This is a genomic window from Micromonospora sp. NPDC049559 (assembly GCF_040676675.1).
In the GTDB taxonomy this organism is placed as follows: Bacteria; Actinomycetota; Actinomycetes; order Mycobacteriales; family Micromonosporaceae; genus JBFAPK01.
This window is the reverse complement of the sequence record NZ_JBFAPK010000002.1, coordinates 302,535-320,093: the sequence shown is the minus strand read 5'-3', so window position 1 is coordinate 320,093 and position 17,559 is coordinate 302,535. Positions and strand designations below refer to the sequence as shown.

At 74.9% G+C, this 17,559-nt stretch carries 10 protein-coding genes; 1 reads left to right on the top strand and 9 read right to left on the bottom strand.

Going from position 1 to position 17,559, the window contains the following annotated elements; genetic code table 11:
* Positions 1-17: 17 nt before the first annotated feature.
* From menC to AB0J86_RS04430, 9 genes are all read right to left on the bottom strand, one after another.
* Positions 18-1,124 (bottom strand): o-succinylbenzoate synthase, encoded by a 1,107-nt coding sequence (gene menC / locus AB0J86_RS04470; protein WP_363852418.1) that lies wholly within the window; start codon positions 1,122-1,124, stop codon positions 18-20.
* Positions 1,121-2,023 (bottom strand): GNAT family N-acetyltransferase, encoded by a 903-nt coding sequence (locus tag AB0J86_RS04465; protein WP_363852415.1) that lies wholly within the window; start codon positions 2,021-2,023, stop codon positions 1,121-1,123. Before AB0J86_RS04465 ends, menC begins: the two co-directional genes overlap by 4 nt.
* A 32-nt stretch (positions 2,024-2,055) precedes the next feature.
* Entirely contained in the window at positions 2,056-3,240 is a 1,185-nt protein-coding gene (locus AB0J86_RS04460) for a M20/M25/M40 family metallo-hydrolase (protein WP_363852412.1), read from the bottom strand.
* Positions 3,237-6,587 (bottom strand): serine hydrolase, encoded by a 3,351-nt coding sequence (locus AB0J86_RS04455; protein WP_363852409.1) that lies wholly within the window; start codon positions 6,585-6,587, stop codon positions 3,237-3,239. The genes AB0J86_RS04460 and AB0J86_RS04455 overlap by 4 nt, the downstream gene beginning before the upstream one ends.
* Positions 6,588-6,637: 50 nt before the next feature.
* A complete protein-coding gene (locus AB0J86_RS04450) occupies positions 6,638-7,687 on the bottom strand; it encodes an ABC transporter ATP-binding protein (protein ID WP_363852407.1) in 1,050 nt (349 codons plus the stop codon).
* Positions 7,684-9,669, bottom strand: coding sequence for a dipeptide/oligopeptide/nickel ABC transporter permease/ATP-binding protein (locus AB0J86_RS04445; protein WP_363852404.1), 1,986 nt, complete (start codon positions 9,667-9,669; stop codon positions 7,684-7,686). The genes AB0J86_RS04450 and AB0J86_RS04445 overlap by 4 nt, the downstream gene beginning before the upstream one ends.
* Before the next feature lie 30 nt (positions 9,670-9,699).
* Entirely contained in the window at positions 9,700-10,692 is a 993-nt protein-coding gene (locus AB0J86_RS04440; protein ID WP_363852401.1) for an ABC transporter permease, read from the bottom strand.
* A 167-nt stretch (positions 10,693-10,859) separates the two neighbouring features.
* The gene (locus AB0J86_RS04435; protein ID WP_363852398.1) at positions 10,860-12,443 is read right to left on the bottom strand and encodes an ABC transporter substrate-binding protein; all 1,584 of its coding nucleotides are present in this window, start codon (positions 12,441-12,443) and stop codon (positions 10,860-10,862) included.
* Between the two features lie 27 nt (positions 12,444-12,470).
* Positions 12,471-13,856 (bottom strand): serine hydrolase domain-containing protein, encoded by a 1,386-nt coding sequence (locus AB0J86_RS04430; protein WP_363852395.1) that lies wholly within the window; start codon positions 13,854-13,856, stop codon positions 12,471-12,473.
* A 274-nt stretch (positions 13,857-14,130) separates the two neighbouring features.
* Here AB0J86_RS04430 and AB0J86_RS04425 point away from each other — a divergent pair, with 274 nt between their 5' ends.
* Positions 14,131-17,484, top strand: a complete 3,354-nt coding sequence (locus tag AB0J86_RS04425; protein WP_363852392.1) for a GH92 family glycosyl hydrolase — start codon at positions 14,131-14,133, stop codon at positions 17,482-17,484.
* Positions 17,485-17,559: the final 75 nt, after the last annotated feature.

Here is a 17,559-nt window from a genome sequence, read left to right as displayed (position 1 = left end):
GGCACGCGTCGCCGGCGCTACAGCGGCAGCCACTCGGTCGCCGTGGTCACCTCCGCCAACCGGTCCGGCAGGGGTGCCACGCCGAGGCCGGGCCCGGCCGGCACCGGCAGGTGGCCGCCGTCCAGGACGAACGGGACGGTGACGTCCGTCCGGTAGTAGCGGTCCGAGGCCGAGGTGTCGCCGGGCAGGGTGAAGCCGGGCAGCGCCGCGAGAGCCACGTTGGCGGCCCGCCCGAGGCCGGTTTCGAGCATCCCGCCGCACCAGACCGGTACCCCGTGGGCGGCGCACACGTCGTGGACGCGGCGCGCCTCCAGGTAACCGCCGACCCGACCCGGCTTCACGTTGACGACGGCGCAGGCGCCCCGCCGGATCGCGTCGGCCGCGGTGGCCGCCGAGGTGATCGACTCGTCGAGGCAGATCGGCGTCCGGACGGTCCGGGCCAGCTCGGCGTGGCCGTGGATGTCCTCCTCGTCCAGCGGCTGCTCGATCAGCAGCAGGTCGAACGGGTCGAGCCGGGCGAGGTGACGGGCGTCGGAGACCCGGTACGCCGTGTTCGCGTCGACCTGCAGCAGCAGCTCGTCGCCGAACCGCTCGCGCACCGCCCGTACCGGCGCGACGTCCCAGCCCGGCTCGATCTTCAGCTTGATCCGCACGTACCCCGCGTCGAGGTAGCCCTCGACGGCGTCCAGCAGCTCGCCGATCGAGCCCATGATGCCGACCGAGACGCCGCACGGCACCCGGTCGCGCACCGCCCCCAGCTCCCGCCCGAACGAGCGCCCCTGGCCGCGCAGCTCGGCGTCGAGGACCGCCATCTCCAGCGCGGCCTTGGCCATGCGGTGCCCCTTGACCGGGGCCAGCGCCGGCGCGACGCCCACCGCGTCCAGCCCGGGGCGACCGGCGAGGGCCGGGACGAGGTACCGGCGCAGCACGTCGGCGGCGGCGTCGACGTACTCCGCGGAGTAGAACGGGTCGGCGAGCGCCACGCACTCGCCCCACCCCTCGGCCTCGGCGGTCACCACCCGCAGCAGCAGGATGTCGCGCTCGGTCTGGGTACCGAACGACGTCCGGAACGGCGCGACGAGCGGCATCCGGATCCGGCGCAGCTCCACTCCGGTCAGCTTCATCGCCGCTGCGCTCCCGCCCCGTCGCGGGCGACAAGGTACCACCCGGCCCGGTCGAAGCCGGTGACCCGCGCCCCCGCGCCCAGCAACCCGCCGAGCACCTCGCGCAGCCCCACCCGCCACGCCCGGGCGCACCCCGGATCGGCACGGCGCAGCGCCTCGACGTCGGTCGGCACGGCCACCAGCACCGTCCCGCCGGTCACGTCGCCCGCGACCGGCGCGTCCCCGTCGCCGCGACCGAGCCCGACCACCGCGCCGGCGGCCCGCTCGGCCTCCGCGTCGACGCGCCGCGGGATGCCCGCGCAGGCCGCCACGGTCCCGTCGCCGGCCAGGTCCCAGTGCACCAGCAGCCGGTCGGTCTCGTCGTCGCCGTTGATGCCGTCGCGCATGCCCCGGTAGAAGTTGGGCAGGTACTCGGCCGGGGTGGCCGCGAGCTTGGCCAGGTTGAAGTACGCGTTGCGGCGTACCAGCGGGTCGAAGGTCCACCCGATCGTCCGTACGCCGCGGGCCAGCGCCCAGGCGCGCTGGTGCAGCTTGAGGGCGTAACCGACGCCCCGACCCAGGGCCGCCGCGCCGACACCCGCGATGTGGCTGTGCATCGCCTCGTCGGCGGGCGGGCTGAAGAACCCGACGCAGGCGCCGACCAGCTCGCCGCCGTCGTACGCGCCCCCGACGTAGTTGCCGGCCTTGGCCAGCGCCCCCAACAGCGCGGTGGTGACCGGCGGGTTCGTCGGGTCGGGGTGCCAGATCCCGTCGTAGAGCCGGTACACCGGTTCGAGGTCGTCGAGTTCGGTCAGCTCGCGCAGGCGTACGCCCGCCGCCAGCGCGGCGGCCTCGGCGGCGGCGAACGCGGCGTCGGTACCGGGATGTGTTCCGGCGCCCGCGCGCCGCAGGTCAGTCATGCGCTCCATGCTCGCCAGCCCGGGGAGGTTCGTCATGGTCGCCGTGAACCATCCCGGGCACCGTCGTTGGTGGAGGCCGACCGCCGCGCGCCGGCGAGCAGGTCGCCGGCGAGCGCGGCGAGCAGCGCGGTGCGCGGCGGCAGGGCGTCGACCAGGACGTGCTCGTCGTCGGCGTGGGCGCCACCGCCGACGGCGCCGAGCCCGTCGAGGGTGGGGGTGCCGACGCCCGCCGTGAAGTTGCCGTCCGAGCCGCCGCCGACCGCCGCGGCCACCAGCGGCGGCAGCTCCAACTCCGCGGCGAGCGCCGCCGCGTGGGCGAACAGCCACGCCGAGGCGCTCGCGGGCAGCGGCGGCCGGTTGGGGCCGCCGGTCACCTCCAGCCGCGCCCCCGCCAGCACCGGGGCGAGCGCCCGCATCGCCTCCCGTACGCGCCGCTCCTCGGCCACCTCGCGGACCCGTACGTCGACGTCGAAACCGCCGGCGGCCGGGACGGTGTTGGTCGTGGTACCGGCCGACAGCACGGTCGGGGTGACGGTGGTACCCCGGCCCGGGTCGGCGAGCGCGGCGACGGCGAGCACCTGGTGGGCCAGCTCGACGGCGGCGTTGACGCCGCGCTCGGGTTCCAGCCCGGCGTGCGCGGCCCGCCCGCGCACCCCGACCCGGTACAGCGAGACGCCCTTGCGCTCGGTCTTGACCGCCCCGCCGTCGCCGGACGCCTCCAGCACCAGGGCCGCGACGCAGCCGGCGGCCTCCCGCTCGACGAGCCCGCGCGAGCTGACCGAGCCCACCTCCTCGTCCCCGGTGACCAGCAGCGTCACGCCCGCACGGTCGCCGAGGGCGGCGACCGCGTGCAGCGCCATCACCAGGCCGGCCTTCATGTCGAAACAGCCGGGTCCGCGCAGCACGCCGCCGTCGACGCGGAACGGGTGGGTCGCCAGCGAGCCGCGCGGCCACACCGTGTCGTGGTGGCCGAGCAGCAGCACCCGCCGCGCCCCGGCGCCGAACCGCCAGCGCAGGTGGGTACGGCCGTCGAGGACGATCCGCTCCGGCGCCGCCCCGAGGCGGCGCGCGCCGACCCGCGCGACCGCGTCCGCGCTGGCGGCCACGGCCGCCAGGTCGGCCGAGGGCGACTCGCAGGTCACCAGCTCCTCGATGTCGGCGAGCAGCGCGGGCAGCGCCGCCCGCATCCGCTCGACCGCCGCCGGCGCCACGGTCACCCGACCTTCGGCGTGGCCCGGACCCCGAAGTGCAGGTACCGCTCGCCGGTCGGCAGGGCGTAGAAGGTCACCGGCGACCAGGTCTGCGCCTGCGGCTCCCGGACCAGGTAGAGGTTCTCCCGCAGGGCCACCATCGGGTACTCCCGGCTCTGCTCCGGGACCAGCTCCGCGAGCGGGCCGGTGACCGTGATCCGCAGCGTCGGGCCGTCCGCGCCGGCGTGGACCTCCAGCCGCGCGCCGGCCCGCTCGTACGTGCCCAGGTGCGGCTCGATCTGCACCGCGACGGGCGGCTCCGGCGGCGCCAGCGGCTCGGGCATGGCGACGCCCGCGAGTTCGGCGAAGATCTCCCGGTACAGCTCCTCGTAGAGGTCGCGGGCGCGACCGCCGTTGGTGAGCAGCGTGACGGCGAGCCCCTGCTCGGGCAGGAGGCGCAGGAAGGCGGCCTGGCCGATGGTGTTGCCGTCGTGGCCGACGAGCCGGTGGCCGTCCCAGTCGAACCGGATCCAGCCGATGCCCCACGAGTCGCCGAGGCTGTACCGGTCGGGCAGGTCGGCGTGCTTGCGGGCCATCGTGGCGGTGCCGCCCGCGCTCAGCAGGCGGGTACCGTCGGCGGCCACCCCGCCGGCCAGGTGCGCGCGGGCGAAGGCGAGCACGTCGGCCGGGGTCGAGGTGATCAGACCCGCCGGACCCAGCGCGCGGGGCAGCGTCCACACCGGCGCCCGGGTCGGCTCGTCGTCGCCGACGTGCCCCACGGCGGCGCGGTGCAGCAGCGCCTCCTCCGGCAGGGTGACGGTGTGCCGCAGGCCGAGCGGGGCGAAGACCCGGTCGCGCATGGCCTGGTCCCAGCTGCCCCCGGTGATCCGCTCGATCACCCGGCCGGCCAGGGCGAAGCCCGAGTTGCAGTACGACCAGGTGACGCCGAGCGGATGGTTCTGCGCCACCTCGCCCAGCAGGGCGACGTACTTCTCCAGACAGTCGTCGCCCCGGCCGGTGTCGGTGAAGACGTCGCCGTCGATGCCGCTGGTGTGGGTGAGCAGGTGCCGCATGGTGACGCGCTTGGCCACGTCGGCGTCGGCGAGGCGCAGCTCCGGCAGGTACTCGGCGACCGGGGTGTCCAGGTCGAGCCGGCCCTCGTCGACCAGTTGCATGGCCACGGTGGCGGTCCAGACCTTCGAGATCGAGCCGATCTGGAACAGCGAGTCGGTGGTGACCGCCACCCCGGTCTCGACGTTGAGCACGCCGTACGCCGCCTCGACGAGCTCGTCCGCGCCGGCGTCGTCGGCGGTACGCACGCGCAGGATGCCGAGCGCGGCGCCCGGTACCCCGTGTCGGGCGGCGAGGACGGCCAGCCGGCGCTGCCAGTGTGCGGCGTCGATCCGGGGGTGGCCGGCGGTGACGTGCTCCACCAGCCAGTCGACGATGCGCCGGTTGAAGTCGATCCGCTGCGACGGCGGACCGTCGAGGATGAACAGGTGCGAGGCGTCCGGGTAGAGCACCAGGCGGGTCGGTACGCCCCGCTCGCGCAGCGCGGTGTGCCACTGCTGGGCCTGCCCGACCGGGCAGCGGACGTCGTCGGCGCCGTGCAGGATCAGGGTGGGGGTGCGGACGTTGCCGACCAGCTCCAGCGGGGAGGAGGCCCGATACCGCTCGGGCGCCGCCCAGGGGGTGCCGCCCAGCTCGTACTCGCTCAGGAGGTGACCGTCGTCGGAGGTGCCGGCCATGCTGGTCAGGTCGCTGACCACGCCGCCGGCGACGGCCGCGGCGAACCGGTCGTCGCGGCCGGTGAGGTAGCAGGTCAGGTAGCCGCCGTAGCTGTAGCCGGCGACCGCGAGCCGGCGCGGGTCGGCCACCCCCTCGGCGACCAGCGCGTCGATCGGCTCCAGCAGGTCGTCGGCGTCGGCGACGCCCCAGCCCCCCGACACGGCCGTGTAGAAGCGCTCGCCGTAGCCGTCGCTGCCGCGCGGGTTGAGCAACAGCACGCTCCAGCCCCGGGCGGCCAGCTCCTGGTGGTAGAGGTGGATCTCGTCGGCCGCGCCGTTCCACGCGTTGTGCGGTCCGCCGTGGATGTCCAGCAGCAGCGGCCCCGGTCCGGTCGCCGCCGGGTCGCGGATCAGCCAGCCGGGCACGACGGTGCCGTCGGAGACGGTGAACTCGCGCTCCTCGCGGGCGAAGAGCTCGACCCCGGCCAGGGCCGCCCCGTGTCCGGTCCGGACGTTCCGCTCGCCGGTCGTCAGGTCGATCGCCACCACCTCGCCGAAGGAGGTCGGGGTGGCCAGGACGACCACGGCGGTGTCGCCGGCCACGGCGAGCCCGCCGACGTTCTCCCCGGCCCCCGCGACGACCGGGGCGGGCGTACCGCCGTCGACCGGGACCGAGTAGAGGTGGGTGCAGCCCCGGTCCCGGACGCAGAAGAGCGTGGTGGTGCCGCCGGCCGCGAGCCGGGGCACGGCGCCCGGGTAGCCCGGGGCACCCGCCATCACGTTGCGGTCCAGCGCGGCGGCGAGGTCGGTGACCGGGCCGCCGTCCAGCGGTACCCGCAACAGCCCGGCGTGCCCGGTGGGCGCGCCGGGGGTGCCCACGACCAGCAGCGCGGAACCGTCCACGGTCCAGGTGACGGTGCCGGCCATCCCGTCGGGCAGGCCCACCGGCCGGGGCGCCGCGACCGTGGTGGTCACGTCGACGACGTGGACCGGCACCCGGGCGGTGAGGTCGGCGTCGGGCGCGGTCGCCGCCGGGTAGGCCAGCGTGGTCCCGTCGGGGGACCAGGCGGGCGGGCCCGCGTGCCAGTCGCCCTCGGTGACCTGCCGGCACTCGCGGCTGGCCAGGTCGAGCACGTGCAGGTGCCGGCGTACGCCCCGCAGCAGCCCCGCCCCGTCGGCCTGGTAGTCCAGCCGCTCGGTGACCATCGGGGCGCGGTCGCGGCGGGCCCGGGCCTCGTCGTCCTCGCCGGGCGCGGCGTCCGGATCGGTGGGCGCGGCGAAGGCGATCTTCGAGCCGTCCGGGCTCCACACCGGTGCGCCGGCGCCCAGCGGCAGGTCGGTCAGCCGTTCGGGCTCGCCGCCGTCCATCGGTAGCAGCCAGAGCTGTGGCGGTCCGTCCTGGGCCCGCAGGAAGGCCACCCGGGTGCCGTCCGGTGACCACGCCGGCGCCGAGTCGGCGTCGCCCCGGGTAAGCCGGTGCGGCTGGCCGGTGCGGGTACCCACGCGCCAGAGCGAGCGCGGGTTGCGGTCGGCGCCGGCGTCGGCGGTACGCAGCACGTAGACGCACTGGCTGCCGTCCGGGGAGAGGGCGGGCTGCTCGGGTACCGCGAAATCGGTCAGGTCGTCGATGCGCTGGCGTCGGGTCACCGGCTCCTCCTCGGTCGGGTGGCGATGGGCCGTGGTGCTGGGTCGCGGGTTCACGCGACGGGTTCGGGGTGGGCGGTCGGCGCCCCGGGGCGGGGGCTCGCCGCGAAGTGGCAGGCGGCGCCGGCGCGGTGGGCCGGGGCGGTCGGCTCGGTGGTGCGGCAGATCGCGCGCTCGGCGTGGACCAGCGGGCCGACCGGGCAGCGGGGGTGGAACCGGCAGCCGGACGGCGGCCGGTGCGGGTCGGCGGGCTCGGCGTCGGCCACGGCCGGCGGAACGGGTTCGGCGTCGGCCGGGTCGAGGGTGCCGCCGCGCGGGCCGGGGTCCGCGTCGGGCCGGCCGAGGCCGCCGGCGCCGGCGCGCGGGGCGGCGGCGAGCAGCTCCCGGGTGTACGGGTGGCGCGGCTCGGCGAGCAGCTCGTCGACCGGTCCGAACTCGACGATCCGGCCCAGGTACATGACCGCGACGAAGTCGCTGACGTAGCGGACGACCGCGAGGTTGTGCGAGATGAACAGCATCGACAGGCGCAGCGAACGGTGCAGGTCGCGGACCAGGTTGAGCACGGTGCCCTGGATGGAGACGTCGAGCGCCGAGGTGATCTCGTCGGCGACGAGCACCCGTGGGCGGGCGGCCAGGGCCCTGGCGATGGCCACCCGCTGCCGCTGCCCGCCCGAGAGTTCCGCGGGGTAGCGGCCCGCGTGGTCGGCCGGCAGGTCGACCAGCTCCAACAGGCGGGCGACCTCCGCCCGCCGGGCGGCGCGCCCGCGTACCGCGCGGGAGACGGCCTCACCGACGGAGGCGCCGACGGACATGCGGGGGTCCAGCGACGAGTACGGATCCTGGAAGACGAGCTGCACGGGGCGGCGCGCCTCGCCCCGGTACGCCCGGCGCAGCGGCTGCCCGTCGAAGAACACCCGTCCGCCGCTGACCGGGGTCAGCCCGACGGCGGCCCGGGCCAGCGTCGACTTGCCCGAGCCCGACTCGCCCACCAGCCCGACGACGCTGCCGGCGGGTACGGTCAGGTCGACCCGGTCGACGGCGGTCAGCGCGTGCCGGCGCCGGCCGAACCGCACGGTGACCTGCTCGAAGCGCAACTCACTCACGACTGGTCACCGATCCGGACCTCCCGTTCGTCGGAGTTTCCCGGCCCCGGAGCCGGCCCCGGCCCCGGCCCGGCTAGCCCGGCGACGGGGTCGGCGGCCGCCAGATCGGCAGGGTCGGCGGCCGGCCGGGTGGCGGGGTCGGCGGCCCGGGCGACCCGCTCGGTGTGCCAGCACGCGACCCGCCGGCCGGTGCCGTCGACGGCCAGCGGCGGATCGGCGCGCGCGCACCTCTCGTCGGCGAAGCCGCAGCGCGGCGCGAACGCGCAGCCGGGCGCGGGATCGGCCGGGTCGGCGGGGCGGCCGGGTATCACGGCGAGCGGGGCGTGCCGGTCGGTGGTCAGGTCCGGCACCGCGGCCAGCAGGGCCCGGGTGTACGGGTGGCGCCCGCCGGCGCGCAGTTCGGCGACGGTCAGCTCCTCGACGACGCGTCCGGCGTACATCACCAGCACCCGGTCGCAGACCTGCCCGACCACGGTGATGTCGTGGCTGATGAGCAGCAGCGCCACCCCGTCGGCGGCGCGGATGTCGGCGAGCAGCCGCAGTACCCGCCGTTGCACGGTGACGTCGAGGGCGGTGGTCGGTTCGTCGGCGATGACGAGGGCCGGGCTGCCCATCAACCCCATGCCGATCATCGCCCGCTGTCGCATGCCGCCGGAGAACTCGTGCGGGAACTGCCCGGCACGCCGCGCCGCGGCGGGTATCCGTACCGCGCGCAACCGGTCGACCGCCCGGGCCAGCGCCTGCCGCCGGTTCATCCCCTGGTGGGTCCGGGCAACCTCGGCGAGCTGCCGTCCCACACGCATGGTCGGGTTGAAGGAGGTCATCGGGTCCTGGAAGACCATGGCCAGCGAGGTGCCCAGCAGCCGCCGCCGGGCCCGGACGGGGCCGGCGGTCAGGTCGGTGCCGAGCAGTTCGAGCCGCTCGGCGCGTACCTCGCCGGGCTCCTCGACGAGCTGGGCCACGGCCAGGGCGGTCAGGCTCTTGCCCGACCCCGACTCACCGACGAGCCCGACCGCCTCGCCGCGCCGGATGGTGAGGTCGACCCCGCGTACCGGCGTGACCGGGCCCGGGAACGCCACCCGCAGGTCGCGCACGTCGAGCACGGTCTCCCCGCCGGCCGGCGGCGAGGCGGCCGGTACCGGCGCGGGGCGCTGCGGCCGGCGCCGGCCGGCGGGCAGCGGGCCGCGCGGGCCGATGGTCTTGGCGAGCGCCTCACCGAAGAGGTTGAAGGCCAGACCGGCGACGACGACGGCGACGCCGGGGGCCAGCGCGGCGGCCGGGTGCACGTAGATGCCGCCGAGCCCGTCGCCGAGCAACCGGCCCCAGTCGTAGCCCGGCGGCTGCACCCCGAGGCCGAGGAAGGAGAGCCCGGCGAAGGCGAGCAGCGCGTTGCCGGCCGCGATGGTGGCGTTGACGACCAGCGGCTCGCCGACGTTCGGCAGGACGTGCCGCAGGAACAGCCGGAACCGTCCCACCCCGGCGATGCGGGCCGCGGCCGCGAAGTCCAGCCCCGCCACGCGGGCGGTCAGCGTCTGGGTGAGGCGGGCGAACCCCGGTGCGATGGCGAAGCCGATCGCCAGCAGGGCCCCGGTTCGGCCGACCCCGAAGATCACCGCGAAGAAGAGCGCCAGCAGCAGGCCGGGAAAGGCGACCGCGATGTTGACGGCCGCGAGGACCAGCCGACCGACGCGGGCCCCGAGCAGCAGCGGCGCGGTGCCGAGCAGCAGGCCGATCAGCACCCCGATCCCGGTGGCCGCCAGCGCCAGCTCGACGGAGAGCCGGGTGGCGACCAGTACCCGGGCGAGGATGTCCCGGCCCAGGCTGTCGGTGCCCATCCAGTGCGCCGGGGAGGGACCGGCGAGGATCTGGCCGGTGTCCGGCGCGTCGGCCCGGGCCGACCAGATCGGCGGCGCGACAACCGCGAGTACGAGCACGGCGGCGAGCAGCACGGTCGCGGCGGCGCCGAGCGGGGTCCTCAGCACGTCCCGCCAGGTTGATCTCGCTCGCACCGGTCAGCCCTCCCGGATGGTGGAACGTGGGTCGAGCAGCGCCAGGGCGACGTCGACCACCAGGTTCACCAGCAGTACGCCGACCCCGTAGACGAGCACCACGCCCTGTACGGCCGGATAGTCCTTGGCCAGGATCGACTGCACGATGGTGCTGCCCAGCCCGGGCCAGGCGAAGACGTTCTCCACCAGGACGGTGCCGGCCACCATCCCGCCCAGCAGCAGGCCGCACAGGGTGATGGTGGCGGTCAACGCGTTGGGCAGGGCGTGGCGCAGGTAGACCACCCGGTCCGGGAGGCGCTTGGCGCGGGCGGTACGCAGGTAGTCGGCGCGCAGCACGGCGAGCGTCTCCACCCGGACGATGCGGGCGAGCACCATGGCCGGCCCGAGCGCCAGGGCGAGGACCGGCAGCACGTACGAGCCGGGGCCGGCGCGACCGGCGACCGGCACCCACGCCAACCGGACCCCGAAGACGTAGACCAGCCCGACGCCGACGAGGAACTCCGGGACGGTCGCGAGGACGCCGGTGGTCGAGGTGAAGACCAGCTCGGCGGGGCGGCGCCGGCCGTTGCGGGTGAGCACCGCCATGCCGAGGCCCAGCGGGATCGAGACGAGCACGGCGACCAGGAAGGCCAGCACGGCCAGTTGCAGGGTCGCCGGCAGCCGGTCCCCGATCAGCTGCGAGACGGGCAGGCCGGAGATGATCGAGGTACCGAGGTCACCGGCGCAGAGGTCGCGCAGGTAATGGAGGTACTGGAGCCAGAGCGGGTCGTTCAGCCCCAGCAGCTCCCGCCGCGCCTGCACCAGGCTCGGCGGGGCCGTGCTGCCCAGCGCGGCCCGCACCGGGTCGCCCGGAATCAGATGGATCATCAGGAAGGCGGCGGTGACGAGTACCCAGAGCGAGACCAGCAGTCGCCCCAGCCGCCGCAGCGCGAAGCGCGGCCACGGACCGTCGAGCAGCCCCGCGCGGCGGTCGGCCTCGGCGGCGGCAGTCGTCACGAAACGGCCTCCGTCCCTGCTCGGGCCCGGCCTCTCCGGCGCACGCCCGGTCGCTGATGCCATCGATCCTGCCGACGCCCCGGCCGACGATGTTCGTCCGTCCCGCCAACCCGACCCGGTGCCGCTCGTACGCCGGAACAGCCGCCGGCGCGGCGGCACCGGGTGGATCAGCCGAGCATCCGGATCGAACCCGGGGTCACCGACCCCTGGCTGAGTTCGAAGGTGGTGCCCTGCCCGAACACCGGGACGTTCGAGTTGACGAACGGCACGATGTCGGCGCGCCGGAACAGCGCCTGCTCGGCGGCGTCCCACTGGGCGCAGCCGCCGCTGCCGGCGACCGCCGAGGCGGCCCGGACCGCCGCGATGTAGTCCGGGTTGTCGATGCTGGCGAAGTTGGTGCCGGTCGGCGCCGTGGGACCGGAAAAGAAGGGCACGGCCTGCGTGGGCAGGGTGAGCCCGAGGGGGAGGAGGGCGGCGCTCCACGGCGCCTGCCCGCCCACGATCAGCTGGCTGGTCTCGGCATCGGTCACCCCGCGCAGCGTCACCTCCACCCCGACGCCCTTCCACAGGTTCTGCACCAGTTCGGCACCGGCCTGCATGCCCTGGCCGAGGGTGGTGGGGAAGTAGAAGGCCATCGCCAGCCTGGTGCCGTTGCGCACGCGTACCCCGTCGGCCCCGGCCGTCCAGCCGGCCGCGTCGAGCGCGGCCTTCGCGGCGGTCACGTCGTGGCTGGGCAGGTTCGATCCGATGGTGTTGCGCCCGCACGGTCCGCCGGGGGCGAGACCGGTCGCCGGCCTGCCCCGGCCGCTGCTCACCACCTGGGCCAGTTGGCCGAGGTCGAGCGCCTGCGTCAGCGCCCGCCGGACCGCCTCGTCCGCGCCGGGGAAGCCGGCCTTCTGGTTGAACCAGAGCTCGCCCAGCGGCGCCTCGACGCTGCGTACGAACGCCTTGGTCGCCGCCACCCGCTGCTGGTCCGGGCCGACCAGTTGCACCGCGTTCACCGCCTTGGAGAGCAGCAGGTTCGCGGCCGTGGACTCGTTCGCGACGATCCTGAGCACCACCGTGTCCGGCAGGCCGGGCTGGCCGGTGCGCCAGTCGCCCGGACCCCAGGCGTAGTCGGCGCGCCGGCGGAGCGTGTAGTGGTCGCCGGAGACGGCCTCGGCGACCGTGAACATGCCGGTGCCGTCCGCCCCCTGCCGGAGCAGGCCGCGGTCGGCCATGCCCCGGCCGCACACGATCTGCAGGCCGCCGACGTTGCGGTCCAGGAAGGAGTCCGGGGTCGGCGACGTGACGGTGACCGTGCCGGCGGCGTCGTCGCCGCTGGCCGTGGCACCGGCCGGCACGAAGAAGCCGATCCGGCTGGACGCGTTCTTCGGGTCACCGACGAAGTTGATGTTCGCGGCCACCTGACCAGCGGTCAGCGGCGTACCGTCGGCGCAGGTGACGCCCTTGCGCAGGGTGAAGGTCGCGGTGGTGGTGGTCGCCTGCCACCGGTCGGCCAGGCCGGCGACCATCCGGCCGGTCTCGTCGATGTTCACCAGCGAGTCGTAGAGGAACCGGTCGACCTGGTGCGCGCTGGACAGCGAGGTGAAGTGCGGGTCGAGGTTGCCGGGATCGGCGCCGAGGACCAGGGTGAACGTGCCGCCGTTGGCCAGTTTCCCGCCCGACGTACCGGCCGGGTCGTCGCCGCACCCGGCGAGGGCGATCAGCGCGAGCGCGCCGGCCGCCGCGAGGGCCTTCCGAGATGCCATCGTGCCTCCAGAGTCCGTCCGGTCGCGCTAGGAGATCCGTCGGGTGGCCCGGCCGCTGTGCACGTACCGTGCCCGTCCGTCGCCGGTGTCGCCCACGAAGACGTGCGAGAGGTGCACCCCGAGTCGGGGCTCTGCCTGCACGAAGGTGTCCCCGTCCAGGTGTACGAGTTCGACCCGCTCGGGCCGCTCGCCGAGGTCGGCCAGGACGCCCTTCGGGGTTTGCTCCAGCCAGAGCCGGCCGTCGGCGTCCCGGGTCACCGTCAGGTCGGCCACCTCGCTGCCGTACGTGCCGAGGTAGCGGCCCGCGTCGACCGGCGTCGGCCGCGCCGGCGGGGTACGCGGCGCGGGCATCTCGACGTCGGCCAGTTCCCGCAGCAGGTGCCGGTAGACCTCGTCGTAGACGGCGACGGGGTTGCCGCCGTTGGTGAGCAGCGCGATGGCGAGATTGCGGTCCGGTACCGCGCGCAGGAACGCCGACTGGCCGACGGTGCCGCCGTCGTGTCCGACCACCGCGCGCCCGGACCACTCGAACAGCTCCCAGCCCAACCCCCAGGCGCTGCCCATGAGCCCCACGTCGGGGACCGTCACCTGGGGCCGGCGCATCGCGGTCGCGGTCCCGGCGCGCAACAGCGCCGTCCCGTCGGGCGCGACCCCGCCGGCCAGGTGCATGCCGACGAAGGTGAGCAGGTCGCGGGGGGACGTCGCCAGCATGGCCCCGGCCGGGGCGTTGGAGCGGGCCAGCGCCCAGACCGGTGCCGGCCGAGGGTCGGCGTCCGGCGCGGTCCGGAGGTGCCCGACCGCGGCGCGGTGCAGGATCGCCTCGTACGCGTCGGCCGCCGCGTGGGCCAGGCCGAGCGGCGCGAACAGGTGCTGGCGCAGGCAGTCGTCGTACGCCTTGCCGCGCAGCACCTCCACGACGCGCCCCAGCACGCAGTACCCGGCGTTGTTGTACGAGAACATCTCGCCGGGTGGGAAGAGCTGGGCCGTGTCGGCGAGGGTGGCCACGTACTTCTCGACGCAGTCGTCGCCGCGTCCGGTGTCGGTGAACAGGTCGCCCTCGAAACCGGCCGTGTGCGACAGCAGCTGCCGGGTGGTGATCGCGGCCGCGGCGGCCTCGTCCGCGAGCCGGAAGTCGGGCAGGTACCGGCGCACCGGCGCGTCGAGATCCAGCAGCCCGTCGTCGACCAGCTGCATGAGCAGGGTGGCCGTCCAGACCTTGGTGATCGAACCGATCTGGAACAGCGAGTCGGTCGTCGCCGCCACGCCGGTCGCGGTGTTGAGCACCCCGGTCGCGTACTCGGCGAGTTCGCCGTCGAGCGACACCGCGACGGCCGCGCCCGGTACCCCGTGCTCGGCCAGCAGCGCGGGCAACCGCTCCCGCAACCATCCGCCGACCTCGGTCATTGTGGACATGCGGGTCACCCTAGGTCCGCCTCCGGGCGCCGTATTCGTCCCGTGCGACGAGCCGGGGGCGTCGACTCCATTCGCGCGGACGAATCGATGCCGGGTGTCGCCGGGCCGGTGGGCTCCACATGATCTCTTGACAGGCCCGTACCGGCGGGGGAGCATCCTCGCGATAGTCCGACAACGTTGTCAGGACCGGCGTGGGGCGGGCCTCCGCAGTGGAGGCAGCACCCGTCTCCGCCGCGCCCGCAGCGTCCACGTTCCGTCGATCCAGAGGGCAAGCATGGTGGACCAACCGACGCGTACGACGCGCACATCGAGACGCCGGGCGATCGCCGGCGTCACCGCCGCGGCCATCGCCGCGCTGACCGCGGCCGCCGCCACGGGTACGCCCGCCCTGGCCGCACCGCGCCCGACCGAGGTCGCCGACCCCGTCTCCCACGTCAACCCGCTGATCGGCTCCGCCAACCTCGGCAACACCTACCCCGGAGCGGTGCGGCCGTTCGGCATGCTCGCCTGGAGCCCGCAGAACTCGCGGGGCCGGCAGATGTCGACCCCGGCCCCCGGCGGGTACGAGTACGGCGCCACGAAGATCCGCGGCTTCAGCCTGACCCACCTCAACGGCGTCGGCTGCAACGGGGCCAACGGCGACATCCCGATCATGCCGTACGTGGGTGCCGTCGACTCCTCGCCGACGGCCGACACCTCCGACGCGAAGTACGCCAGCGACTTCTCCCACGACAACGAGGTCGCCCGTGCCGGGTACTACCAGGTCGCCCTGGCCAGCGGCGCCTCGGCGGAGCTGACCACCACCGACCGGACCGGCTCGGGCCGGTTCGCGTTCCCCGCCGACAAGCCGGCCAGCATGCTGTTCCGCACCTCCAACTCGGAGACCGGCAGCACCGCCGCCACCGTCCGGGTGGACGCGGCGACCCGGACCGTCACCGGTTCGGTCACCGCGGGCAACTTCTGCGGCCCGCAGAGCGCGAACAACCGCAAGGACCTCTACACCCTCTACTTCACCGCGCACTTCGACCAGCCGTTCGCCGAGGTCGGCACCTGGCAGGACGGAACGCTGACGCCGGGCTCCACCGCCGCCTCCGGCGGTACCGGCATCGACGGCGGTGGCTTCCCGATCACGGGCAGGGGCTCCGGCGCCTACGTCACCTTCGCGCCGGGCACGGCCCGGGTCGACGCCAAGGTGGCGATCTCCTACGTCAGCCCGGAGAACGCCGAGGCGAACCTGCGCGCGGAGAACCCGCCGGCCAGGACGTTCGACTCCGTCCGCTCCGAGGCGACCGCGGCGTGGCGGCGGGAACTCGGCAAGATCAAGATCAGTGGCGGTACCGAGGACCAGCTCACCACCTTCTACACCGCGCTGTACCACTCGATGCTCGAACCCACGATCGCCAGCGACGTGGACGGCCGCTACCTCGGCGGCGACCGCCAGCCGCACCGGGTGGTCAAGGGCCAGCGGGTGCAGTACGGCACCTTCTCCGGCTGGGACCAGTACCGCGCCCAGGTCCAGCTGATGACCCTGCTGAACCCGAAGGCCGGCAGCGACTATGCCCAGTCGCTGTTCAACTACGCGAACCAGCGCGACGGCGAGTGGGACCGCTGGCTGCTGGTGAACGGCAAGACGAGCGTCATGTCCGGCGATCCGTCGGCCCCGGCCGTCGCCGCCGTCTACGCCTTCGGCGGTCGCGACTTCGACGCCAGCGGCGCGCTCCGCTCGCTGATCACCGCCGCCACGGTACCGACGGCGAACGACTCGTCCAGCGCCGGCTGCAACGTGGAGTGCGTCGGCCAGCGACCCGCCCTGGACCGGTACCTCCAACTCGGCTACGTACCGGCCGACGGCTGCCACTGCTGGGGCGGCGCGGCCGAGACGCTGGAGGACGCCGCCGCCGACTTCGGCCTGGCCGAACTGGCGGGGCAGCTCGGCGACCGCGCCAACCAGCGGAAGTTCGCCGACCGCGCCGGCGGCTGGAGCAACATCTTCGACCTGACCGCCACCCCGCAGGGCGGCTACCTGCGCAACCGCAAGGCCGACGGAACGTGGGCGGACCGGTCGTTCAGCCCGGACACCGAGAACGGGTTCGTCGAGGGCAGCAGCGCCCGCTACACCTGGATGGTCTACTCCGACGTCACCGGCCTGGCCCGCGCCATGGGCGGCAACAAGGCCGCCGAGCGGCGGCTGGACGCGTTCTTCCGCACCCCGGACGGCAGCTTCGACTTCACGGCCCGGGACCACACCCGCTACGACCCCACCAACGAGCCCGACATCAACGCGCCGTACCTCTACAACTACCTCGGCGTCCCGTACAAGACGCAGGAGACGGTCCGCGCGGAGATGGACCAGCTGTGGACGAACACCCCCGGCGGCATCCCCGGCAACGACGACGCGGGCACCATGTCGTCCTGGTACGTCTTCTCCGCCCTCGGCCTGTACCCGCAGATCCCCAGCCGGGCCGACCTGGTGCTCTCCACCCCGCTCTTCCCGCGCGCGGTGGTCCACACCGGCACGGGCGCGACGATCACGATCAACGCACCGGGCGCCTCGGCCGGCAACAGGTACATCCAGTCGCTGCGGGTCGACGGCAAGCCCTCCAGCAAGACCTGGGTACCCGCCTCCTTCGTCACCGGCGGCGGCACCCTGGACTACGTGCTCGGCGCCAAGCCGAACACCTCGTGGGGCAGCGCGCCGTCCGACGCCCCGCCGTCCTTTCGGGACGGGGAACGGCCGTTCCTGACCGGCGCCAGCCCGCAGTCGCTGAAGCTGGAGCCGGGCGGCGCCGCGACGACGACGGTCAAGGTACAGGCGCTCAAGGACACCACCACCCGGGTCCGCTGGCGGGCCAGCGCCCCCGCCGGGGTGACCGTGACCCCGTCCGGGGGCGAGTTCACGCTGGCCGGCGGCGGTGCCGTCGACGCCGGGCTCACGGTCTCGGCCGCGGCCGGCGCCACCACCGGCTCGTACACCGTCACCTTCACGGCGACCACGACGTCCGGTACGGCCCTGCCCGCGGTGACCCTTCCGGTGACGGTCGCCGTGAAGGACAGCGTGCTGTGGAACCTCAACAGCAACGGCATCTCGGCCGACGACACCGATCCGCAGGCCAACTTCGACGGCGCGGGCTGGAGCTACTCGGCGAAGGCGCTGGCGGCGGCCGGGGTCACGCCCGGCTCCACCGTCTCGGTCGACGGGTTCGCCTTCACCTGGCCGAACGTCCGTCCCGGCGACCCGGACAACATCGTGGTCGGCGGTGGCGGCCAGGTCCTCAGCGTCCCGGCCGCCGAGGGCGACACCCGGCTGAGCGTGCTGGGCAGCGCCGCGTTCGGGGACGCCAGCGGCACGGTGACGCTGACCTACACCGACGGTACGACCCAGCAGGCGCAGATCGGCTTCAGCGACTGGACCCTGGGCGGCGGCAGCCAGCAGCCCGCGTTCGGCAACGTCACCGCGGTGCACACCGAGTACCGCGACGTGCTGGGCGGCGGTGTCGACCCGGTCGGTACCGACGTCTTCGCGACCGCGCCCATCGCCCTGCTGCCGGGCAAGCGGCTGGCGAGCCTGACCCTGCCGACCAGCACCCAGGGCGGCGTGATCCACGTCTTCGCCGTGGCCACCGCCTGACCGACGCCCGGTTGGCGGTACCCGTCGGTATCGCCACGGGTGACGCGGGCCCGTCCCGGTCCACTTGGACCGGGA